General features: G+C 67.4%; 19 protein-coding genes and 1 pseudogene. 2 read left to right on the top strand and 18 right to left on the bottom strand.

The window, feature by feature from the left end; translation table 11 throughout:
• Positions 1-46: 46 nt before the first annotated feature.
• The 10 genes from ACVWZ8_RS07255 to ACVWZ8_RS07300 form a co-directional block, all read right to left on the bottom strand.
• The gene (locus ACVWZ8_RS07255) at positions 47-295 is read right to left on the bottom strand and encodes a hypothetical protein (RefSeq protein ID WP_456504236.1); all 249 of its coding nucleotides are present in this window, start codon (positions 293-295) and stop codon (positions 47-49) included.
• A gap of 117 nt (positions 296-412) precedes the next feature.
• The gene (locus tag ACVWZ8_RS07260; protein WP_456504237.1) at positions 413-1231 is read right to left on the bottom strand and encodes an HAD family hydrolase; all 819 of its coding nucleotides are present in this window, start codon (positions 1229-1231) and stop codon (positions 413-415) included.
• 186 nt (positions 1232-1417) lie between these two features.
• Entirely contained in the window at positions 1418-1930 is a 513-nt protein-coding gene (locus ACVWZ8_RS07265; RefSeq protein ID WP_426975534.1) for a YbhB/YbcL family Raf kinase inhibitor-like protein, read from the bottom strand.
• A complete protein-coding gene (locus tag ACVWZ8_RS07270) occupies positions 1927-2943 on the bottom strand; it encodes a carbohydrate kinase family protein (RefSeq protein WP_426975533.1) in 1017 nt (338 codons plus the stop codon). Before ACVWZ8_RS07270 ends, ACVWZ8_RS07265 begins: the two co-directional genes overlap by 4 nt.
• Positions 2944-3005: 62 nt before the next feature.
• Positions 3006-4370 carry an MBL fold metallo-hydrolase gene (locus ACVWZ8_RS07275; RefSeq protein WP_426975531.1) on the bottom strand — a complete coding sequence of 455 codons (1365 nt, stop codon included), beginning with the start codon at positions 4368-4370 and terminating at the stop codon, positions 3006-3008.
• A 34-nt stretch (positions 4371-4404) separates the two neighbouring features.
• The gene (locus tag ACVWZ8_RS07280) at positions 4405-4707 is read right to left on the bottom strand and encodes a rhodanese-like domain-containing protein (RefSeq protein WP_456504238.1); all 303 of its coding nucleotides are present in this window, start codon (positions 4705-4707) and stop codon (positions 4405-4407) included.
• Between the two features lie 153 nt (positions 4708-4860).
• Complete coding sequence (gene nhaA / locus ACVWZ8_RS07285) at positions 4861-6222, bottom strand: Na+/H+ antiporter NhaA (protein ID WP_456504239.1); 1362 nt, start codon at positions 6220-6222, stop codon at positions 4861-4863.
• 75 nt (positions 6223-6297) lie between these two features.
• Positions 6298-6993, bottom strand: a complete 696-nt coding sequence (locus ACVWZ8_RS07290; RefSeq protein ID WP_426975527.1) for a potassium channel family protein — start codon at positions 6991-6993, stop codon at positions 6298-6300.
• A complete protein-coding gene (locus ACVWZ8_RS07295; protein ID WP_456504240.1) occupies positions 6986-8377 on the bottom strand; it encodes a TrkH family potassium uptake protein in 1392 nt (463 codons plus the stop codon). Before ACVWZ8_RS07295 ends, ACVWZ8_RS07290 begins: the two co-directional genes overlap by 8 nt.
• A 61-nt stretch (positions 8378-8438) precedes the next feature.
• A complete protein-coding gene (locus ACVWZ8_RS07300; RefSeq protein WP_354238681.1) occupies positions 8439-9230 on the bottom strand; it encodes an alpha/beta hydrolase in 792 nt (263 codons plus the stop codon).
• A 228-nt stretch (positions 9231-9458) separates the two neighbouring features.
• Here ACVWZ8_RS07300 and ACVWZ8_RS07305 point away from each other — a divergent pair, with 228 nt between their 5' ends.
• Positions 9459-10565 (top strand): GTP pyrophosphokinase, encoded by a 1107-nt coding sequence (locus tag ACVWZ8_RS07305; protein ID WP_426975523.1) that lies wholly within the window; start codon positions 9459-9461, stop codon positions 10563-10565.
• A gap of 71 nt (positions 10566-10636) precedes the next feature.
• Here ACVWZ8_RS07305 and ACVWZ8_RS07310 read toward each other — a convergent pair.
• The 3 genes and pseudogenes from ACVWZ8_RS07310 to ACVWZ8_RS07320 all read right to left on the bottom strand — a co-directional run.
• Positions 10637-12362, bottom strand: a pseudogene (locus ACVWZ8_RS07310) (IucA/IucC family protein); the annotation flags it as partial.
• A 36-nt stretch (positions 12363-12398) separates the two neighbouring features.
• Entirely contained in the window at positions 12399-12683 is a 285-nt protein-coding gene (locus ACVWZ8_RS07315; protein WP_354238685.1) for a DUF1540 domain-containing protein, read from the bottom strand.
• A gap of 313 nt (positions 12684-12996) precedes the next feature.
• Positions 12997-13437, bottom strand: coding sequence for a protein-tyrosine phosphatase family protein (locus ACVWZ8_RS07320; protein WP_456504241.1), 441 nt, complete (start codon positions 13435-13437; stop codon positions 12997-12999).
• Between the two features lie 150 nt (positions 13438-13587).
• Between ACVWZ8_RS07320 and ACVWZ8_RS07325 the strand changes: the two genes are divergently transcribed.
• A complete protein-coding gene (locus ACVWZ8_RS07325; protein ID WP_456504242.1) occupies positions 13588-13881 on the top strand; it encodes a DUF4287 domain-containing protein in 294 nt (97 codons plus the stop codon).
• Positions 13882-13905: 24 nt separating this feature from the next.
• Here ACVWZ8_RS07325 and ACVWZ8_RS07330 read toward each other — a convergent pair whose 3' ends face one another.
• The 5 genes from ACVWZ8_RS07330 to betA all read right to left on the bottom strand — a co-directional run bounded on the left by ACVWZ8_RS07330 (position 13906) and on the right by betA (position 21296).
• Complete coding sequence (locus ACVWZ8_RS07330; protein WP_456504243.1) at positions 13906-14883, bottom strand: ABC transporter substrate-binding protein; 978 nt, start codon at positions 14881-14883, stop codon at positions 13906-13908.
• 77 nt (positions 14884-14960) lie between these two features.
• On the bottom strand, positions 14961-16994 hold the full coding sequence (locus ACVWZ8_RS07335; RefSeq protein ID WP_456504244.1) for an ABC transporter permease: 2034 nt from the start codon (positions 16992-16994) through the stop codon (positions 14961-14963).
• Positions 16994-18028 carry a quaternary amine ABC transporter ATP-binding protein gene (locus tag ACVWZ8_RS07340; protein WP_426975515.1) on the bottom strand — a complete coding sequence of 345 codons (1035 nt, stop codon included), beginning with the start codon at positions 18026-18028 and terminating at the stop codon, positions 16994-16996. The genes ACVWZ8_RS07335 and ACVWZ8_RS07340 overlap by 1 nt, the downstream gene beginning before the upstream one ends.
• Positions 18025-19554 (bottom strand): aldehyde dehydrogenase family protein, encoded by a 1530-nt coding sequence (locus tag ACVWZ8_RS07345; protein WP_456504245.1) that lies wholly within the window; start codon positions 19552-19554, stop codon positions 18025-18027. The genes ACVWZ8_RS07340 and ACVWZ8_RS07345 overlap by 4 nt, the downstream gene beginning before the upstream one ends.
• The gene (betA, locus tag ACVWZ8_RS07350) at positions 19551-21296 is read right to left on the bottom strand and encodes a choline dehydrogenase (RefSeq protein WP_456504246.1); all 1746 of its coding nucleotides are present in this window, start codon (positions 21294-21296) and stop codon (positions 19551-19553) included. The genes ACVWZ8_RS07345 and betA overlap by 4 nt, the downstream gene beginning before the upstream one ends.
• Positions 21297-21319 lie beyond the last annotated feature (23 nt).

Below are 21319 nucleotides of genomic sequence, written 5' to 3' on the forward strand. Positions count from 1 at the left end.
TACCGGAGCCCCGGCGCCCCTGGCGGTGACCGGGTCAGGAGGCTGGTCAGGAGGCGGGCGGGAGGATTTCGACGCCGTCGCTGCAGTGCAGCAGCGCGCGTCCCCGCCCGCCGTCGAGGTCTACCCAGACAGCCGAGTGATCCTCCGTGACGGCCTCGATCAGGCCGCCGGTCTCGTAGCCGGGAGCCATCCGGACGCTGACCCTGTCGCCCTGGCGCAGGCTCTTCCAACGGGTGTCCGGTTCGACCCTGCGCAGTGGCTGTTCGTAAGTGCTTTCAATGCGGTACCTGGCCATAATTTCCCCACCATCAGTTGAACGATCCGTCGCGAGCTCTCAGCCTAGGAGGCCAAGGTGAACGCGAGTTGACCGGAAGCTGGGAATCCGGTGACCGGACACCGGCGGGCAGTCCGGTCAGGGAAGCCGGACACCCAGGGCTGCGAGCTTGGCCTCGAGGATCTGGGCCACGCCGTCGTCGTCGAAGTGCGGCGCCTGCTGGCCGGCCGCGCGGATGGCTTCCGGGTGGCCGCTGGCCATCGCATACCCGTGGCCGGCCCAGCGCAACATCTCGATGTCGTTGGGCATGTCCCCGAAGGCCACCACGTCGCCGGACTCGACGCCGAGCGACGCAGCGTATTCGGCGAGCGTGACGGCCTTGTTGACGCCGGGCAGGGACAGTTCCAGGAGGGCGATGTTCGGCGCCGAGTGCGTGGCCGCGGCCAGGTGCGCGACAGCCGGCGACACTTCGGCGAGGAACTCGTCGGCGGTGCCCTCCCGGACAACGGCGAGGAACTTCACCACCGCGTCCGACGCGGTGAGGGTGCTGTGCAGCGGCGCCGGGGTGAACTCGGCGAGCAGCTCGCTGGAGCCGTTCTCGATGAACCCCGGCTCCAGGTGGAAGCCGGTCAGGGTCTCGGCGGCGAACAGTGCCGAGGGGCGGAGGCGCTGGATGATGCGGCGGGCCTCGAACACGGCGTCGAGCTCCAGGGCCCGGGCCGAGACCATGCGGTCCGCTTCGAGGTCCCAGACGACGGCGCCGTTGGAGCAGATGACGGTCCCCGTGTGCCCCAGCCGGTCCTGCAGCGGGCGCAGCCAGCGAGGCGGGCGTCCCGTAACGAACACGAGTACGACACCGGCTTCGCGGCAGGCATGGAACGCGCGCACGGTGCGGTCGCTGATCTTGCCGTCGTGGCCGAGAATCGTTCCGTCAATGTCACTTGCTACCAGCCGCATACTGCCAGTCTACGTGGGCGGCGCGGGCGGGGCGGGCGGCGTCGACTTCGCCGGAGGCTTGCGGATTCGCCGGAGGCTTACGGCGAATCCGCAGGCCTCCGGCGATTTCGGGGCGCGGGAGGGGTGAGTGCGTCGAAACGGGGCGGGCGGCGGGAGGCCACCACGGGCCCGGCGCCGCCCAGGTAGCTAGTGGCGTTCGAAGATTCCGGTGAGGGTGGCCCGGGCCAGGGTATGCCGCGCGAGCCTGGATTCGAGGCTGGCCGGGGAGGTGCCCGCCTCCAGTCCGGAGTGCTCCACGTCGAGGGCATGGATGGTGACGATGTAGCGGTGCGGGCCGTGGCCGGGCGGCGGCGCGGCCCCCAGATAGCCGTGGAAACCGGCGTCGTTCTTCAACTGCTTGACCCCCGGCGGGAGCAGCCGGCCGCCCTCCGCGCCCGCCCCCGCCGGCAGCGAGGTGACCTCGGCCGGAAGGTCCAGCACGGCCCAGTGCCAGAAGCCGCCGCGGCCCGGGGCATCCGGGTCGAACATGGTCACGGCGTAGCTCCGGGTTCCGGCCGGGGCGCCGCTCCAGCCCAGCTGCGGGGACTCGTCCTGCCCGCCGGCGCGCATCTTGCCGCTGCGCTGGGCCGGCGGAAGGGTCGCGCCGTCCTGGAACGACTCGCTGCTGACGTGGAAGGTCGGGGCGTCCTGGCGTGTCATGGCTGCCTTTCAATTGTTGGGGGATCGGCACTTTCCGGATCGGCGGACTCGGAATCCGCGGGAAGCGGAGCCTGCGCCCCCAGTTCCATCCGGTTCAGTTCCGCCCGGGTAGGCGGATTCGCGCCGGCGCGGGAGACCGTCACCGCGGCCGCCCACGCTGCGTGGGACAGGAGTTCGCGGAGGCTTCCGGCGGAGAGCTCCCGGAGGTCCTTGCGGTTCTGGGCCCCGTCCAGGCCCAGATCCACCACGCCGGACAGCAGCGCCGCCATGAAGGAATCCCCGGCGCCCACCGTGTCCGCCACGGTCACCGCGGGAGCGGGGCAGTGCGCTTCGCCGGAAGCGTTGACACCCCAGGGCCCTTCCGCGCCGCGTGTCACCACCACCATGGCCGGGCCTTCCGAGCCGCCCAGCGACAGCCAGCGGCGGGCTGAATCCAGCGGATCCTCACCAGGATAGAGCCATTCGAGGTCCTCATCCGAGGCCTTGACCACGTCCGCGAGGGTGACGAATTTTTCGGTTTGCCGGCGGGCGTAGTCCACGTCCGTGATGATGCTGGGCCGGCAGTTGGGATCGAAGCTGATGGTGGCCGAGGGATGGGCATGCTCGACGGCGGCCAGCACTTCCGCGGCACCGGGCGACAGCATCGTGGCGATCGAGCCGGTGTGCAGCAAGGTGGTGCCCTGCAGCATGAACGGCAGCCGGTCCGCGAGGCCGGGCAGCTCCCATGCGAGGTCGAAGGTGTAGCCGGCGGCGCCGTCGTCGTCGATCAGGGCGGTGGCCACGCTGGTAGGCAGCTTATCGGGCCCCCACGGGAGCAGCACGGAGCTGGTCTTGAGGTGCGCCGCCAGCGCTTCGCCGTAGGCGTCCCGGCCGTAGCGGCCGATGAACTGCACCGGATGGCCCAGCCGGGCCAAGCCCACCGCGACGTTGAGGGGACTTCCGCCCACGTGGGCCTGGCTACCGGAGGATTGCTGGACCACGTCAACAAGGCCCTCGCCGATTACTGTGAGCATGGTCATACTCTGCCAGAGAACGCGGCCCGGCGCCCCTGTGTTTCGCCGGCTCCGCAGTTCGCTCAGCCGCGGTGCGCGTGGGACATGTCCATCGGGACGCCGGCGGCCCCGGCGTCGCCGAACCGGGCGTCGATGTGGACCACGTCCCTGCCGGCGCGGTGAAGGAGGCTGGCGGCAATGCCGGCCCGGTACCCGGAGGCGCAGTGCACCCACAGCTTCCCCGCGGGCAGTGCGTCCAGGCGCGGCAGCAGTTCATGGAGCGGGGCGTTCACGGCGCCGGCAACCCGCGACGCGGCGTATTCGTCGGCCCGGCGTACATCCAGGACGGTGTCTGCTGGATTTCGGCCCGCGAGCACGCCGTCCCAGCCCACCCGCGGATAGGAGGCGACGGCGGTCCGGGGTGCCAGCGTGTGCGGGTCAGTGCCGACGGCGGCGTCCGGGGAGTCGATTCCGATCCGGGAGAGGTCGCGGATGGCGTGCTCCACGTCCTCGTGCGGTCCGACCAGAGTCAGGGGCTCCTGCCACGGCAGGATCCAGCCCAGGTAGGTACTGAAGCTGTTGCCGTACTCGAAGCTCACGCTGCCCTGCAGGTGGTTGCTGGCAAATGCCACGCGGCGCCGCAGGTCCACCACCCACTCGCCGTTCGCCAGGCGCCGGGTGAGCTCCGCGGGGTCGAGCGATTCCGGCACGGCCAACTCCGCCGGGCCGGGGCCGCCGGCATTGGTCACGGCCATGTGGGCGTAGTAGGACGGGTAGGCCGTGAGGTTGGCCAGGAGTTCGCGGACAAAGTGGTCCTCATCCGGGTCCGTGAGGGCGTGGTTCGTGGTCAACTGCTCGCCGATGGTCGAGGATCCCGCACCGCTGGCCGGACCGGAGGAGCAGAAGGAGCCGAAGCCGTGGGTCGGAAAGAGGGCAGCGTCCGCTGCGGCCTCCTGGACCAGGCGCCGCACCGAGGAGTACTGCTCGCGGGTGAGACCGATGGTGTCGGCGGCCGCAACGAGGTCCGTGCGGCCGACCGAGCCGTAGAGCAGGCTGCCGCCCGAGAAGACGGCCTGTTTCACGCCGTCGTCCACGATGAAGGAAAGGTGCGTGTGCGTGTGCCCCGGCGTGGCGACGGCCTTGACCGTGAGCGAACCCACCCGGACGGTCTGGCCGTCCGTGATCGGCTGGCGCTCGAACTTCACGGGGTCCGCGGCGTTCACGAGGTAGCTCGCGCCGTGCGCCTTCGCCAGCTCGAAGCCCCCGGTGAGGTAGTCGTTGTGCAGATGGGTCTCGGCCACGTGCGTGATGGTCACCCCGGCGTCCCGGGCGGCCGCTTCGACCCGGTCCGTGTCCCGTTGCGGATCTATGACCAGCGCCACCGAACCGTCATGGACGAGGTAGCTGCGGTTCCCCAGTTGCCGGGTCTCGATGACAATGACATCCATGGTCCACTCCTGCGGGTCTGCTCAGCGGGTCTGCTCAGCGGCGAACGACCGGGAGGCCGTCGAGCTGCCACTCGTTGATGCCGCCGGCGACGTTGACGGCGTCGTATCCCTGGTCCTCGAGGTAGGCGGCAGCCTGGGCGCTCCGGCCGCCGGCTGCACACATCACGTAGACGGTGCCGCTGGCAGGAACCTCGGCCAGGGACTGCGCGAAGCGGGAAAGCGGGATGCTCCTGGTGCCTGCCACCCGGACCTCCGCGTACTCGTCATCCTCGCGGACGTCGACGATTGCGGCGTCCTGTCCCATAGCTGCCAGTTCTTTGACGGAGATGCTCGTCATGGTTGTCCTTTCGCGGTGCCGGAAACCCGGCGACTCTCTACACCCATGATACCCCCGAGGGTATGAATACAAGCCCCGGAGTGGGGCGGCAGAAGACCTGGACGGCAGGATGCAAGCCTCCCGCGTCCGCACGGGGCGGAGCGGCCACCCGGGCTATCCCTGAGAGCTGTTCTGCTGGTAGACGTCCGGGATGCCGTCATGGTCGGAGTCGATTTTCTCGTCTTCCTCTGCCTTCCGGTACTGCCGGTTCCGGGTCCGCAACACCACGGCGGCCAGCAGTGCGGCCAGCAGGGACGCCGCGAGGATCCCCACCTTGGCGTGGTCGTCGTGGCTGCTGCCCTGGCCGAAGCTCAGCTCTGCAACCAACAGCGACACCGTGAAGCCGATGCCGGCCAGGAGCGCGACTCCGAAGACGTCGATCCATTTGAACGAATCATCCAGCCGCGCCCTTGTGACCTTGGTGAGCAGCCAGGTGATTCCGAGGATGCCGGCCGGCTTGCCCAGAACGAGGGCAAGAATGATGCCGATGGCCACGGGATCCGTCAGCGCCGAACCGAGCCCTTCCCAGCCGCCCACCGCGACGCCGGCCGAGAAGAAGGCGAAGATCGGAACGGCCACTCCGGCGGAGATCGGCCGGAACCTGTGCTCGAATACCTCCGCCAGGCCAGGTCCGGCTTCCGGTCCGCCGCTGGCCTTGGAACGGATCACCGGGATGGCGAAACCGAGCAGGACGCCGGCCACCGTGGCGTGGATGCCGGAGGCGTGAACCAACGCCCACGTGGCCGCGCCGAGGGGCAGCAGGATCAGCCAGGCCGCAGCGGGCTTGGTCCCGAAGAAGCGCCGGTACTTCTGCGCCAGGAAGGTGTAGAGGCCCAGCGGGATCAGCGCCAGCAGCAGCGGCATCGGGTGCAGTTCACTCGTGTAGAACACCGCGATGATGCTGATCGCGAGCAGATCATCGACGACGGCGAGGGTCAGCAGGAAAATGCGCAGGGCACTCGGCAGGTGCGAACCGATGATGGCCAGGACCGCGACGGCGAAGGCGATGTCGGTGGCCGTGGGAATGGCCCAGCCGCGGAGGGTCTCCGGGCTGGCGAGGTTGACCGCGGCGTAGATGAGCGCCGGGACAACCACTCCGCCGACTGCCGCGGCGATGGGAACGATTGACTTGTTCAGCTGCCGCAGGTCCCCTGCCACGAACTCCCGCTTCAGCTCGAGCCCGACCAGGAAGAAGAAGATGGCAAGCAGCCCATCGGCGGCCCAGGCCCCCAGGCTCAGTTCCAGGTGCCAGGGCTCGTAGCCGATCTTAAAGTCCCGGAGGGCAAAGTAGCCGCCGGACGCCGGCGAGTTGGCCCAGATCAGGGCGATCACGGCCGCCGCCACCAGCAGGGCGCCGCCCACTGTTTCCTTACGGAGGATCTCCCCGATCCGCAGGGATTCGGCGTAGCTGCCGCGGCCGAAGATGGTGGAACGCGGCGGGACGGGAGACGGTGTGGAACGCGGTGTGGTGCTCATGCGGGGTCCTAAAAGTTGGGTCGACAGAACTATGCCGACCAGACTTCCCGGCGCACCTGCATCCAGTCTAGGGGGTCAGGGCATGGTGCTGAACCGTTCGGCTTTCGCCTTGCTGCCCTGGACGATGATCTGGTCGTCGTCGTAGAGGACGGTCTGCGCCGTCGTGTGGCCCCACGTCCCGCCGGGGCGCTTGACTGCCACGATCGTGACACCGTACTTCTCCCGGAGTCCGAGCACGCCGAGCGGGCGATCGCGGACGCTGGCGGGCGGGCTGGTCCTGATCATCACGAAGTCGTCCTCGAACTCCACGTAGTCAAGGATCGAGCCGAGGACCAAGTGGGCGACGCGCTTTCCCATGTCATGTTCCGGGCGGATGACGTGTTCGACGCCGAGCTGGCCGAGGATTTCGGCATGGGGTTCGCTGATGGCCTTGGCCCAGATCTGCGGACGGCGGAACTTCAGAATCCTCGACGTCGTGAGGATACTGGCCTCAAGGTCCGAGCCGATGCCCACCACGGCCCGGTCAAACTCGTGGACCGAGAGCTGGCGGAGCACTTCCTCCTTGGTGGAATCGGCCTTGACCACATGGGTCAACCGGCCGTTGAAGGACTGCACAATCTCCTCGTTGGCGTCGATGCCCAGCACCTCGGTACCCTGGGCTTCCAGCTCCAGCGCCAGCGAACCGCCGAAGCGGCCCAGGCCGATGACCACCACGGATGACGCCTTGGCGATGGTGCCAGCGGGGCGCGTGGAGAAGATATTCCTAGCCAATGAGCGGCCTTTCCTTGGGGTACTCGTAAAGCATGGGGCGTTCACGGAGGGCCAGGGCGGCGCCCAGCGTGACCGGGCCCAGCCTTCCGACGAACATCAGCAGAATCAGCACCAGCTGACCGGCAGGAGGGATCCCGGCGGTGATGCCCGTGGACAGTCCGACGGTGGCGAAGGCGGAGACGACCTCGAACAGGATCCGCTCCTGCCCGAAGTCCGTGATCATCATCAGGAACATCGTCGACCCGGTGACGAGCGCGATCGCCAGCAGGACCACGGTGATGGCCTGGCGGTGCACCGCCCGGGACAGCCGCTTGCCGAAGACGTTCACGGCCGTGCCACCCTGCAGCTCGGTGGAGAGGATGAAGAACAGCACGGCGAACGTGGTGATCTTCAGGCCGCCGGCGGTACCGGCCGGGCCGCCGCCGATGAACATCAGGATGTCCATCCCCATCCAGGAGACGGGGCGCATCTGCGCTATGTCAATACTGTTGAAGCCTGCAGTCCGGGTAATGACGGACTGGAAAAAACCTGCCAGCACGCGCTCCGCAGGATGAAGGCCGCCGAGCGTCGCGGGGTTGGACCATTCGACGGCGGTGAGGAAGACGGTGCCGCCTCCCAGCAGGACGGCTGAACCCACCAGGACGAGTTTGGTGTTCATGCTCCAGTGGATCGGACGCCGGTACTGGCGGCCCAGTTCAAAGAGGACCGGGAACCCGAGCCCGCCGATGATCACGGCGGCGGCTATCGGCAGGCACAGCCACGCGTCGCCGACGAAACCCATCAGGTTGTCGGAGTACAGTGCGAACCCGGCGTTGTTGAAGGAGGAAACGGAGTGGAATACGCCGTGCCACAGGGCCTCACCGAGCGGGTAGCCGTAGCCGGCCATGAACCGGGCCGTCAGGATGAGGGCCAAGCCGGCCTCAACTGCCAGGCTGATCAGGAGCACGCCGAGCAGCACCCGGCGGACATCGCCCACTCCGTCACTTTTGGTTTCGGCGGCTGCTGAGAGCCTGGACTTCAGGCCGAGCCGGCGCGCGGTCAGCACCCCGAGCAGGGCGCCGAAGGACATCACGCCGAAGCCGCCGATCTGGATCAGCACCAGGATGACCACCTGGCCGAAGCCGCTCCAGAAGACCGGAGTATCAACGGTAATGAGGCCTGTCACGCACACCGAAGAGGTGACGGTGAACAATGCCTCCAGGAAAGTGGCGCCGCCTCCGCCGGCCTTGGCCACCGGAAGCAGGAGCAACCCGGTTCCCGCCGCGACCGCACCGGCGAAACCCAGCACGATCACCTGCGCCGGGTGGCGTGGCGCGAACGCTCTGATGAACTTTGTGAAGCCCGCCGCCAGGGCGCGCAGGACTGCGGGAACTTCAACGTGCATACGCGTCACGCTATCACTCGATATCACTCGTTGAAGGCCGGAACAGCGCCCGCCGGGCCGTTCAGGCCAGCAGCAACTGCACAAGCTCGCGGCATTTCCGGTAGGCGGCCGCCTTCGGGTCGATCAGCGCGAAGTGGTCACCCGGAACCTTGAGGAGCTGGACGGGCGCCCCCGCGGATTTCGCCGCTGCGGCATACGTCTCGGACTGGCTCATCGGGACCGTGTCGTCTTCGGTCCCGTGGACCGCGTAGACCGGGACGTTCAGGGGCACCGCACTCATCGGGTCCGCATATTTATGCCGCTTGGGGTATTTCTCAGAGGAGCCGCCCAGCAGGTTGCTGACCGCGCCGTTGCTGAGGTTCAGCCGCTCGGCCGAGGCCAGGTTCAGCACCCCCGACTGGCTGACGACGCCGGTGAGCCGCACCGCGCCGTCGTCCCTGCGGAGCAGCTGGCGGTCCGCATCCGGGGCGCCGATCTGGCCGAGTCGGTCACGGCCGGCCGCCCAGACAGCCAGGTGCCCGCCGGCGGAGTGCCCCAGGGCGACAACCCTGTCCAGCCCGAGGCTGTGCTCGCCGGCGACCTCACGCAGTTTGTCGATCCCGGCCAGCACGTCGGAAAACGTGTGAGGCCAGCCGCCGCCGTTGCCGGCACGGCGGTACTCGAGGTTCCAGGCGGCCATGCCGTGCGCCGCAAGGTCCCTGGCCAGCGGCTCACCGAGCTCGGCGCCGTACTGGGAACGCCAGTAACCGCCGTGGATGACCACCACCAGCCCCTTGGGCGCGGCCACCTCCGGCAGGAAAAGCTCGCCCCACTGGCTCGGGTCATCGCCGTAGCTGTACTTGTGCCGCTTCACAGTGTCCTCCTTAGGGCCCGGTGAACAGGCGGCGGAGATTGCCCCCAACGTCACCGTCGCTGCGGCCGCGATGAAAGCCCGACGCCGCACATCAGCCATGTGCAAGAGCCTACCTTGGGCACGGCGGGGCTGGCTTCGTGATCACGGCGCGGTGCGCGATGTTCGCGAGACGGGCGGCCGCGGGGTGTCACCTCCGCCGCCGTCGTACCTCCGCCGTAAGCTGGACCCATGGCGAGCAACTGGGATCGGCTGGACCCGAGCCTGCGCGAATCCGTGCAGGAAAACGTGGAACTCTACGAGCGGCTCCGCCCTGCCCTGAAGCTGGTGACGCGCGAGGTCCTGCTCACGCTGCGGACCATGCTCAAGGGCACCGAAGTGACGCCGCTGTTCGTCACCGGCCGCACCAAGACGGTGGAATCCTTCCGCGAGAAGATCTCCCGCACCGAGGAGCCCCTGGAACCTGGCGGCCCCCCGGTGCTGAAATTTCCGGACCCGTTCCGGACGCTCAATGACATGGTGGGCATCCGCGTGATCACCAAGCTGCCGGCGGAAAACGCCGTGGTGGCCAACCTGATCAAGCGCCAGCGCCAGCTCTTTGACTGCCGCGGCGACCGCGAGAAGGACATCGGCTCGATCGAATCCGGGACCTACGGCTACTCCAGCCGGCACCTGATCCTGCGCACCATCCAGAACGAGGCGGTCAAGGAGTACCAGCAGGCCTTCAATCCGGAGGTCCCGCCGAACGGCAGCTACTTCTTCGAATGCCAGATCCGCACCGTGTTCGCGCACGCCTGGAGCGAGATCGAGCACGACATCCGCTTCAAGGCCGAGGACCCGCGCGCCTGGACGCCGCACTTCGACCGCCAGTTCACCGCCACGGCCGCGATGCTGGAAACGGTGGAGGGCGCGTTCGCTGACCTGCACGAACGCTACGAGGAGGTCCGCAGCTACTGGGACCTGGACGGCGAGGGCGCCGCGCAGCTCACCCCGAACCGGATCCGGGACGTCTGGCGGACACTGCTGCCGCACGTGGACCGGAAGGTCGACGACGACTGGGGCTGGGCCGCCGAACTCATGGCCGCCCACGGCCTCAACCAGACCGTCCAGCTCGCGGGGCTGCTCAACGCCAACCGGATCACCGAGGTCCGCAAGGCCCTGGACCACCGCTACTCCCCCGGCCCGGACCGGCTGCTGGATGACCTGCTGCTCTGGCAGTACGGCACCGAACACATCGACCTCACCGCGGAACCGGCCGACGCCGTCCCGCACCCCCGCCGGGACAGCCTGCTGCGGCGGCTCAAGCAGATCGAGCGGTACCGGCTGACGCAGGGGTAGCTGGCCGGGAGCGCCTCGTCACGAACCTGAACCGAGAGGCAGACTGCGCGTCGAGAGCCTGTGCGTCCGTGTCAGGCGAAGCGGGCCAGCGGGTTCCGCAGCCGGCCGGCCATCTGCAGGCCGCCGGACGGGTCCGTGAGGTCCAGCATCTGCTGGTTGTTGCGCAGCTGCAGCCGGTTCAGGCAGGACAGCTCGAAATCCGGTGCGAACAGCTCATGCCGGGCGATCTGCTCCTGAAGTTCGGGGTGCTCCGCCTGGTATTCCCGGAGGACGGCCGCGGCAGTGCGCCAGAACTCCTCGCCGCTGAGCTGGCCGTCTTCCTCCAGCAGGGCGCTGAGGAACCTGAAGATGCAGTCGAAGACATCGGTGAAGATGGCCAGGACCTTCTCATGGTCGGCGATGTCGACCTTGATCCGTGAGATCTCCTCCGGCAGGTCCAGCCGGTCGCCCATGACCACGATTTCCTCGGCAATGTCTTTCATGACGGCACTGACGGGAACCCCGTTTTCCAGCACCAGGATCACGTTCTCTCCGTGCGGCATGAAGGCCAGTTCGTATCGGTAAAGACAGTGCGCCAGCGGGACGAGGTAGGCCTCAAAGTACCGGCGCAACCACTCCGCAGGTGCCAGCCCGGACTGTTCGATCAGCGCCGACACCATCGGCCTGCCTGCAGCATCAACGTGCAGGAGTGACGCCATGGTGGTCAGTTGCTGCCCTTGTTCCAGCAACGGCAGGGGGCTTTCCCGCCAGAGCGCGGACAGCATCTTCCGGTACGGCGAATCCTTGACTGCCGCCGCCTCGTAGTAGCCGTTGTGGTACCCGATGGCGGCGACTTCCCGGATGACCTTGAGCCCGCGCTTTTGCAGGGCTTCGTCGTTGAGGATCAGCTCGCCGAGCCAGTCGTTGATGGCTGGAGTGGCCTTCATGTACTGCGGCGACAGCCCCCGCATGAACCCCATATTCAGCACCGACATCGCCGTCTTGACGTAACACTTCTCCGGCGAGACGGTGTTGAAAAACGTCCGGATGGACTGCTGGGCCTGGTAGCTGTCCGCTCCGATCCCCAGATGGACGATGTGCTGCTGCGCTATTTCGGCGGCAAACGTCACGGTGAGCTTGTTGTCCCACTGCCACGGGTGGACCGGCATCAGGAAGTATTCCGCCGGATCCAGGCCCAGGACGCCGAGTTCGGCGTCAAAGTAGGAGAGGGCAGGCGCCCCCAGTTCGGCCTCCAGATGGCCGCGGAAGCCCAGCCCCTCGCTGGCTGTGAAGACGGCTCTGCTCCGGTGGACCGCAATCCACTCCAGCTGCACGGGCGCCGGCTTCGGGTGCGAAGGCGCGGTAGTCGGCGATCCCGAAGCCCAGCCGGCCGTTGTTGGCCACGAAGCAGGGGTGGCCCTCGGTCATGCTGCGCTCGATGGTCTGGAAGTCGACGGCGACGTCGGCCCCGCGGGTCACTCCGGCTGCCAGCTCCGCGGCCGACGGCTGCCCCATCCACTGCTTGTACGCGTGGCTGGCAAGCGTGCTGCTGATTTCCTCGAGATAGACCGGGAGCATCTCCTCGCGGATTCCCAGGGTGTCCCGGAATTCCGTGATGAAGCGCAGGGCATCCAGCTCAAGCCCCTCCCCCGGGGGACATGTCCCTTCTTCAGCCCGTGGCCTGGACATGTCGGAACATGCGCCGGCGTCGAGGCGGCAAATGGACATGTCCGCGATGGACCAGTGGTCGAGCTCCATTTTCCGGGCGGCGAAACGGTACTCCACGGAGCCGTCGTCGCTCACGACGCGGTAGTCCGCCGGCCCGCCGGGACCCGGCTCTCCCGCTGTGTGACCCTACCTGTGTGCGTAGGTCAGGCAATCGGCGTTGTCGACGCCGGGACCGACATGCACTTCGGGGGCCTTGCACATCAGATGGTCATTATGCGTGCATTCGGAGCGCTGGCAGGCTCCGACGTCGGCCAGCACCTTGGGCAGGCCGCCGTGGACGCCGATATCGATGAAGGTGGCGCAGGAGGCATGATCTTCGGCGCCGCCGACGGTGATGGCGGCGGCATTACAGGCGGAATGGTCGTTGAAGGAGCAGTTGGTTACGCTGCAGTCGGCTACGTGCGTCGTCATCGGAAGGTCCTCGCGGTTTCGGTCGCCCGGGCTGGGCGGCTCCTTGCGTCCCACGGTAGGCCGCGCCAAGGCAATCAAAAAGACCCAATCGCGTGACGTATTTCCAGGGTCTCGGTGACAGCCGGCGCCGGACGGCACCGTTGCCTCGCCCTTGACGCCCCGACCTGGTCTGGGCCGACGTCGCGTGGACCTACGACGGCCGTCCGCGTGAGCACCTTTGCTACCAGCTCATCGACGGACCCGTGGGGTACCAGATTGCCGTGCTCACGCCGATGGCCTGAGCGCGTATGCGGGTCGTGAGTCAATGTGCCGGTCATTCGCCCGGTGCACGGAAGCGCGCGACGTAGCTCCGCTGCCAGGGCGTCTCCACTGCGCCCCGGCGGTAATGCTGCCGCACGAAGGCGACGGCCCCGGAGGGCGGGACACCGTCAAGGACAGCGATGCAGGCGAGGGCGGTGCCGGTGCGGCCGCGGCCGCCCCAGCAGGCGACCTCAACACGCTCGGTTTCGGCGCGGCGCCAGGCCTCCTTGAAGGCGTCCATGGCGTCGAGGTCATCAGCGGGCAAGCGCAGGTCCCGCCAGCGGACCCAGCGCGACGCCCAGTCCACCGGCCGCGGACGTTTGCCCAGCAGGTAGAGTCCGAACTCGGGCCCTGGCCCTGCTGGAAACGGCGCCAGCAGGGCCCGGCCCCGGATGGTCCGCCCGGAGGGAAGACTGAGCACACCGGCCTGACCTGGCTCCCACGTCTGCGTCATGATTCCGAGCGTAGTCGTTCCGTCGGCGGCATCGAAGGGGTGGGACCCGGGGGCTGATTGCGCCTGAATTTCGGCCGGGAGACTCTGGCGGTAACGGAACGTGCTCCTTAGAGTGTCCAAGGGACGCCCTCCGCTGAAAGGAAGCCACGAATGTCATTCCAGGCGTACCTCGACACGATCGAGGACAAGACCGGCCTGACCCCCCGCCAGCTCCTTGAGATCGCCCAGCAGAAGGGCTTCGCTGACGCGTCAGTGAAGGCCGGCGCGATCCTCGACTGGCTGAAGAAGGACTACGGGCTGGGGCGCGGCCATGGCATGGCACTCGTCCATGTCATCAAGAAAGGACCCGACATCGGCCTGAAGCATGTGGGGGCCACCGGCGCGCACAGCGACGAGTCGGACGTGCTCTGGCTCGACGGCCAGGCGACGAAGCCCGCGAGCTAGAGGGAGCGGCCCGGACAAGGGCCTTTATTTGAGCCACGCCTCCACCGCCTGCGGGTGGGCCTCCACCCACTTCTGGGCAGCGGCTTCCGGCGTGCTGCCGGCCTGGATGTCCGTGGCCACCGAATTCTGGTCTTCGTTGGTCCAGGTGAAGGACTTCGCCAGCTTGGCCGCCGGTGAGCCACTGTCCGCGAACTTCTTCGAGATGATCTTGTTCAGCTTGTAATCAGGGTAGTCACACGCCACTTTCTCCGGATCCGCATCGCAGCCCTCGGTCCATTTCGGCAGGTTGACTTTTACCAGTGGAACCTCGGCGAGGAACCACTGCGGATCGTAGAAATACCCCAGCATCGGCGTCTTGTTCTTCTCTGCCGTGCGGAATGACTGGATCAGCGCCGCCTCCGAACCGGAGAAGACCACCTTGTAGTCAAGACCGAGGTTCTTGACCAGGGCCTCGTCATTGGTGACAAAGGCTGGATCGCCATCCAGGAGTTGGCCCTTGCCTCCTGATTCGGACGTTGTCAGGAGCGAGGCGTATTTGTTCAGGTTCTGGCTGTCCGTGATATCAGGGTACTTTTCTGCCATCCACGGCGGTACGTACCAGCCGATCTTTCCTGAGTTGCCTGTAGGCCCCGCGTCAACGGCGACAGCCTGCTCGGTGATGTACTGTTTCGCAAGATCGTCGTGGCCCCAGTTTTCCATGATCACGTCCACTTCGCCGGAACCGAAGCCTTGCCAGGAAATCTGTTCTGAAATGTCCTTTTGCACCACGGTGCAGCCGAGCTTGTTCTTCGCCACGTAGCTGTAAACGGCCGCGTTCGCCGTATATCCCACCCAGGCGTTGAGTGCCACGTTGACGGTTCCGCAGGGTGCCTCCGCTGCGCCTGGGGCGGCGGCTGCCTGGTTGACCGTGGCACCGCCGCAACCGGCAAGCAGCAAGCCGGCCGCTATGGTCCCGGCAACCGTGGGAATGGTTCGTTTCAATAGCTGTCCGGCTCTGTTCATGGGTACATCTCCTTGTTCTGGTGCGGGTTTGGAAAGCGTGCGTTTCCTTCGGCCTGTCGCGTTTGGGCTTGAGGCGTTTATGGTGCGGGTGATGTGGATGTGGGGATCCTGCGTACGGGAATGGCGGCGGCCGCCTGTGTCATGCGGTCCAGCAGGATGCCCAGGAAAACGATGGCCAGGCCGGCCGCGAGCCCCTTGCCGAAGAGCGAACTCTGGACGAATCCCGCGACGACGTCGTAACCCAGGCCGCCGGCCCCTACCAGGGCGCCCACCACCACCATGGCGAGGACGTAGATCAGGCCCTGGTTGGCGGCCAGTGCAAGCGACTGCCGGGCCATGGGCAGCTGCACCTTGGTGATGACCTGCCACGGCGTCGAGCCGCTGGCTACTGCGGCCTCCACCACGGTGGGGGAGATTCCGGCAATTCCGTCTGCCGTGATCTTGATGGCCACCGGTGCCGCGTAGATGATGCCGGCGACGATAGCCGTGAACCGGGTGGCTCCGAAAAGCCCCAGGAACGGGACGAGGTAGACAAAGGCCGGCATGGTCTGGGCGGCGTCAAGCATGGGCCGCATGAACTGGTCAATCCTGTTGGACCGGCCCATCGCCACGCCGAACACCACTCCCAGGACCATCACCACCATCGTGGCCACCAGGGTGCCGGCGAGCGTGACCATGGCGTCGCTCCACAGCCCGAGGAAGATGATCACGGCCAGGCAGAATGTGGTCAGGGTGGCAAGTTTCCAGCCTCCGATCGCATAGGCGGCCAGGGCGATGACGGCCACGAGGACAAAGAACGGGGTGTCGGTCAGCAGCGACTGGAACGGATTGAGAATGCCGGTGGTCACGGCTTCCCGGAATGAGACCGTAAACAGCGACAGATGGGTCTGCAGCCATTCGCTGGCGGCCGTCACTCCGCTGACAATAGCCGGTCCGATGTTCAAGTCCTTCGGGAAAGCTGCGGCCCAGAGCATGGTCCGGGACAGCTGCACCAGCACCACCGCGAGCACCAGCGTGACGGCAAGGAGCACAAGCCGGGTGCGGGGCGGCATCCTGCTGCGCTGCCATGCCCCCGGCTCTGCCCGCTGGCTGGCCGCCGTGGTCACCCGGTCCAGCACAATGGCGAGCAGGACGATGGACAGTCCCGCGTTGACCGCGGTGCCGACGTCGAGCGACTGCAGCGCCCGGACCACCACCTGGCCGAGCCCCGGAGCCGCAATGAGGGCCGCGATGGTGACCATTGACAGGGCGGCCATGGTGGTCTGGTTGATGCCCATCACGATGGTGCGCCGGGCCATCGGCAGCTGGAGCGTGACAAGCCGTTGCAGGCCGGTGGTGCCCAGCGAGTCCGACGCCTCCCGGGTATCGGCCGGAATGGACCGGATCCCGTGCGCCGTCAGCCGGATCACCGGCGGCGCCGCGTAGATCACGGTGGCGATCACGGCGGAAGCGGGGCCGATCAGGAAGATCAGGGCCAACGGAGCCAGGTACACGAACGTCGGGAGCGTCTGCATGAAGTCGAGCACGGGCGTGACGGCTTTCGCCGCGTGTCCGTTGACTCCCGCCATCACACCCACGGGGATGCCGATCAGGAGGGTCAGCAGCACCGCCGTGATGACCAGGGCGAAGGTGTACGAGGCTTCGACGAAGAGCCCCTGCAGGCCGAAGAAGATGAACACGGCCGCCGTCAGCAGCGCCACCCGGGCGTTTCCGACGGCATAGGCGATCCAGCTCAGCAATGCCACGGTTCCCAGCCAGCCGATTTCAGGGAGGCGCAGGCCGGTGGCGCTGGCAGCGAAAATCGTGATGAACACGTTCGCGACCGCGTCGACGGCGGCCCGGAGGGGGGAAAGTACGAATAGGAAGACGGGGTTGCCGCTCCGGTTTGCCGCAACCCAGGCGTTGAACTGGTTAAGGGAGCGGTGCAGGTCGGTCAGCTCCGACGCCGGCAGCGTCAAGGTGCCGGTGCCGTGCAGGATCAGGAAGCCCAGGAGCCAGAGGACCCCTGCGCCAGCCAGCAGCATGGTGCGCCGGCTGGGCCTGCGGCGGGGTTCACGGACGGGGACGCCGCCGGCCTGTACCGGGGCTCTGTCACGGACGAGGGTGGACATTAGGCCGCCGCTTCCGGGCTGCGGAGCACCGAGAGGATGCTGTCGCGGTCGATCTGGCCGGTAATCTTGCCGGCGTGCTCCACCAGGACAGGGCAGGAGGACTTCATCACGGTGGGAATGGCGTCCCGGATGATGGTGCCGCCGCTGAGGACAGGGGCATCGGCAGGAGTGCCGGGTTCCACCGGCCGGGTAATCCATTTCAGCGTCAGAACGTCGGCGCGGGGTACTTCGGAGACAAAATCCTCGATGTACTGGTCCGCCGGGGACCCCACGAGCTCGTCGCCGGTACCGCACTGGACGGTCTCGCCGTTGCGCATGATCAGGATGCGGTCGCCCAGTTTCAGGGCCTCGGAGAGGTCGTGGGTGACAAACACCATGGTCTTGCCCATGTCCTTGTGCAGGCGGATGATCTCGGCCTGCATGTCCCGGCGGATGAGCGGATCCAGGGCGGAGAACGGTTCGTCGAACAGGATTGTGTCCGGGTCGCCCGCAAGGGCGCGGCCCAGGCCGACCCGCTGCTGCATGCCGCCGGACAGCTGGTCCGGAAAGTGCTGCTCGTACCCTTTGAGCCCCACCAGTTCGATGATTTCCCGGGACCGGGCGTAGCGCTCATTCTTGGCGGCACCGCGGATCTGCAGGCCGTAGGAGACGTTGTCCAGGACGGTGCGGTGCGGGAGGAGGCCGAAGTGCTGGAACACCATGGACATCTTCCGCCGGCGTAGTTCGCGCAGCTCCGCGGTCCCGGCCTGCAGCACGTCTTTGCCGTCCACCAGAACCTGCCCGGAGGTCGGTTCGATCAGCCGGGTCAGGCAGCGGATCAGGGTGGACTTCCCGGAGCCGGAAAGTCCCATGACCACAAACACCTCGCCCTTGGCGACGTCGAAACTCAGGTTGCGGACGGCGGTCACGCAGCCGGTACGTTCCAGCAGTTCCGCGGAATTGAGGGCTGAGAGTTCTGGATTGCTGGGTATCTTGTCGCCACCGGGTCCAAAGACCTTCCAAAGGTTGCGCACTGATATGTCGGGACTGTTCATTGCTGCACTCCTGCCTCTGAAGGCTCGAACCAGTGGCTGGGCTTGGGGTCGATGTTCTGCCAGATGTGTTTGGTTTCGCGGTACTCCGCGAGGCCCTGCAGGCCCAGTTCGCGGCCGTTGCCGGACTGGCCGAAGCCGCCCCACTCGGCCTGCGGCACGTAGGGGTGGTAGTCGTTGATCCACACCGTCCCGTGCCGCATTCCTCCGGCGACCCGCTGGGCCTTGGAGGCATCGGAGGTCCACACCGCGCCGGCGAGGCCGTACACCGTATCGTTGGCGAGCCGGACGGCTTCGTGCTCCGTGGTGAAGGTTTCCACGGTGAGCACGGGCCCGAACGACTCCTCCTGCACCACCTGCATCCCGCTGCGGCACCCGTCCAGGATGGTGGGTGGGTAGTAGCTGCCCCCGGCCAGCGGCCCGGCGTCGGGGATGAAGCCGCCGCACAGCAGCGTGGCGCCTTCGGCGATGCCGGCCTGAACGTAGGCATGGACTTTGTCGCGGTGCGCGGCGGAGATCAGCGGCCCCGTTTCGGCCCGTTCGTCGAAAGGCCCGCCGAGCCTGATGGTCCGTGCCCGCCGGACCAGTTCCGCCACCACCTCGTCGTGCGCCGACTCCTCGACCAGGAGCCGGGTTCCCGCCGAGCACACCTGGCCGGAGTGCAGGAATACGGCCGTCAGGGCGTTGTCGATGGCCGCTTCCCGGCCGGCGTCGGCAAAAATGATGTTCGGGTTCTTTCCGCCGAGCTCCAACGCCACCCGCTTCACGGTGGAAGCGGCAGCTTTCATGATGGTCTTTCCGGTGGGCAGCCCCCCGGTGAAGGAGACGAGATCCACCCGGGGGTCATCGCTCAGGACCGACCCGACGGCGGGTCCGGCGCCTGTCACCAGGTTGGCCACGCCGTCGGGCAGTCCCGCCTCACGGAGCGTATCCATGAGCAGGATGGAGGTTGAGGGCGTCAGCTCGCTCGGTTTCAGGACGAAGGTGTTGCCGGCCAGAAGCGCGGGTGCCACCTTCCAGGAGGCCTGCAGGAGCGGGTAGTTCCACGGGGTGATGAGGCCGCAGACGCCCACCGGGGCGTGGACCACCCGGCTGATGGTGCCCGGAACGCCGGTATCGATGACCCGTCCGGCATCCGTTCCCGCGATGCCGCCGTAGTACCGGAAGCAGGCAGCGACATCGTCGATATCGTACTCGGCCTCCACGTAGCGTTTGCCGGTGTCCAGGGCTTCCGCCCTCGCATACGCGGCCTTGTCCCGTTCCAGCAGTTCTGCGGTGCGGAGCAGGACCCGGCCCCGCTCCTTTTCGCTGGTTCCCGGCCACACGCCGTCGTCAAATGCCGTGCGGGCGCTGGCGACAGCCGCCTCGGCATCCGCAGCGGTGCATTCGGCCACCTCGGCCACGGTCCTTCCGTCCGCGGGGCAGATGATGGTCCTGGTGTTGCCGTCAACCGGCGGGGTCCAGCGGCCGTTGACGTACGCGCCGCGGACCGTCCCGTTGACCGTTTCGGAGAGCTGCACGGCGTTCATGCGCGGCCCACGCTGGTAGCGGGCCCGGCCGCCGCTAACGGTTCACCTTCAGGGTCCGGGATCCCGACGCCGGCCCCCGGCTGCACGGCCCGGTGCCGGTAGAACCCGGCTTCTTCCGCCGGCAGGGGCTCACGGCCGAGGATCAGGTCGGCGGCCTTTTCGGCCAGCATCATGACCGGGGCGTAGATGTTGCCGTTGGTCACATACGGCATGGCCGAGGCATCGGCCACCCGCAGGCCGGAGGTGCCGTGGACTTTCATGGTGAGCGGGTCAACCACGGCCAGGGGGTCCGCGGCCGGTCCCATTTTCGCCGTGCAGGAGGGGTGCAGGGCGGTTTCGGCGTCCTTTGCCACCCACTCCAGGATCTCCGCATCCGTCTGCACGGACGCGCCCGGTGAGAGTTCGCCTCCGCTGTACGGAGCCAGGGCCGGCTGGCCCAGGATGTCCCGCGTGACGCGGATGGCTTCCACCCATTCGCGCTTGTCCTGCTCCGTGGACAGGTAGTTGAACTGCAGGGACGGGTGCACCGACGGATCGGTGGACGTGATCTTCAGGCTTCCCCGGGCGTCCGAATACATGGGGCCGACATGGACCTGGTAGCCGTGCTTGGCATCGGCCTTCTGGCCGTCATACCGCACGGCCACCGGAAGGAAGTGGAACATCAGGTTGGGGTAGGAGACGTCCTCGTTGGAGCGGACGAACCCTCCGCCCTCGAAGTGGTTCGTGGCGGCCGGGCCGGTCCTGCCAAGGAGCCACTGCAGGCCGGTCAGCGGATAGCGCCAGAGGCTGAGGTAGGGCTGCATGGAGACGGGCTGGGTGCAGGCATGCTGGACGTAGACCTCCAGGTGGTCCTGCAGGTTTTCGCCCACACCGGGAAGGTCAACCACGGGCTGGATTCCCAGCGACTTCAGGTGCCCGGCCTCGCCCACGCCGGAGAGCTGCAGGAGCTGGGGGGTGTTGATGGCGCCGCCGCACAGGACCACTTCCCTGGCGTCCACGTTGCGGAGCCGGCCGTTCCTGCGGTAGCTGACCCCGGTGGCCACGGTGCCGGTGAAGTTGATCCGGGTCACCTGCGCCCGGGTGCGGACGGTCAGGTTGGGCCGGCGCCGGTTCGGCCGGAGGTAGGCGCGTGATGCCGAGAGCCGCCGGCCCTTGTGGACGTTGCGGTCAAAGGGGCCGAACCCTTCCTGCCTGTACCCGTTGACGTCGTCGGTCCTGGCGTGCCCGGCTTCCTGGGCCGCCGCGAAGAAGGCCCGGAAGAGGGGGTTGCGGGCCGGGCCGCGTTCCAGCACCAGGGGCCCGGCGTGGCCGCGCAGCTCGTCGGACGGGTCCGCGGCGAGGGCGGTTTCCATGCGCTTGAAGTACGGCAGGCAGTGCGCGAAATCCCAGGCTTCCATCCCGGGATCGGCACCCCACCGTTCGTAGTCCAGGGGGTTGCCGCGCTGGAAGATCATGCCGTTGATGGAGCTGGAGCCACCCAGCACCTTCCCGCGGGCGTGGGCGATCCTGCGTCCGTGCATGTGCGGTTCGGGGTCGGAGCGGTACCGCCAGTCGTAAAACCTGTTGCCGCTGGGGAACGTCAGGGCCGCGGGCATCTGGATGAACAGGTCCCAGGGGTAGTCGCTCCGGCCCGCTTCCAGCACCAGCACGGTGTGCGTCCCGTCGGCGCTGAGCCTGTCGGCCAGCACGGATCCGGCGCTTCCCCCGCCGACAATCACGTAGTCGTAGCTCTCGTTGGTCATGGTGTACATCTCCTTGGGCGTGG

It is taken from the genome of Arthrobacter sp. UYCu723 (assembly GCF_054059215.1).

What these genes read in the sequence shown, in the direction of transcription:
- ACVWZ8_RS07255 (WP_456504236.1), bottom strand. Translation starts at nt 295, where the DNA reads ATGGCCAGGTACCGCATTGAAAGCACTTACGAACAGCCACTGCGCAGG.
- ACVWZ8_RS07260 (WP_456504237.1), bottom strand. Translation starts at nt 1,231, where the DNA reads ATGCGGCTGGTAGCAAGTGACATTGACGGAACGATTCTCGGCCACGAC.
- ACVWZ8_RS07265 (WP_426975534.1), bottom strand. Translation starts at nt 1,930, where the DNA reads ATGACACGCCAGGACGCCCCGACCTTCCACGTCAGCAGCGAGTCGTTC.
- ACVWZ8_RS07270 (WP_426975533.1), bottom strand. Translation starts at nt 2,943, where the DNA reads ATGCTCACAGTAATCGGCGAGGGCCTTGTTGACGTGGTCCAGCAATCC.
- ACVWZ8_RS07275 (WP_426975531.1), bottom strand. Translation starts at nt 4,370, where the DNA reads ATGGATGTCATTGTCATCGAGACCCGGCAACTGGGGAACCGCAGCTAC.
- ACVWZ8_RS07280 (WP_456504238.1), bottom strand. Translation starts at nt 4,707, where the DNA reads ATGACGAGCATCTCCGTCAAAGAACTGGCAGCTATGGGACAGGACGCC.
- nhaA (WP_456504239.1), bottom strand. Translation starts at nt 6,222, where the DNA reads ATGAGCACCACACCGCGTTCCACACCGTCTCCCGTCCCGCCGCGTTCC.
- ACVWZ8_RS07295 (WP_456504240.1), bottom strand. Translation starts at nt 8,377, where the DNA reads ATGCACGTTGAAGTTCCCGCAGTCCTGCGCGCCCTGGCGGCGGGCTTC.
- ACVWZ8_RS07305 (WP_426975523.1), top strand. Translation starts at nt 9,459, where the DNA reads ATGGCGAGCAACTGGGATCGGCTGGACCCGAGCCTGCGCGAATCCGTG.
- ACVWZ8_RS07315 (WP_354238685.1), bottom strand. Translation starts at nt 12,683, where the DNA reads ATGACGACGCACGTAGCCGACTGCAGCGTAACCAACTGCTCCTTCAAC.
- ACVWZ8_RS07320 (WP_456504241.1), bottom strand. Translation starts at nt 13,437, where the DNA reads ATGACGCAGACGTGGGAGCCAGGTCAGGCCGGTGTGCTCAGTCTTCCC.
- ACVWZ8_RS07325 (WP_456504242.1), top strand. Translation starts at nt 13,588, where the DNA reads ATGTCATTCCAGGCGTACCTCGACACGATCGAGGACAAGACCGGCCTG.
- ACVWZ8_RS07330 (WP_456504243.1), bottom strand. Translation starts at nt 14,883, where the DNA reads ATGAACAGAGCCGGACAGCTATTGAAACGAACCATTCCCACGGTTGCC.
- ACVWZ8_RS07335 (WP_456504244.1), bottom strand. Translation starts at nt 16,994, where the DNA reads ATGTCCACCCTCGTCCGTGACAGAGCCCCGGTACAGGCCGGCGGCGTC.
- ACVWZ8_RS07340 (WP_426975515.1), bottom strand. Translation starts at nt 18,028, where the DNA reads ATGAACAGTCCCGACATATCAGTGCGCAACCTTTGGAAGGTCTTTGGA.
- ACVWZ8_RS07345 (WP_456504245.1), bottom strand. Translation starts at nt 19,554, where the DNA reads ATGAACGCCGTGCAGCTCTCCGAAACGGTCAACGGGACGGTCCGCGGC.
- betA (WP_456504246.1), bottom strand. Translation starts at nt 21,296, where the DNA reads ATGACCAACGAGAGCTACGACTACGTGATTGTCGGCGGGGGAAGCGCC.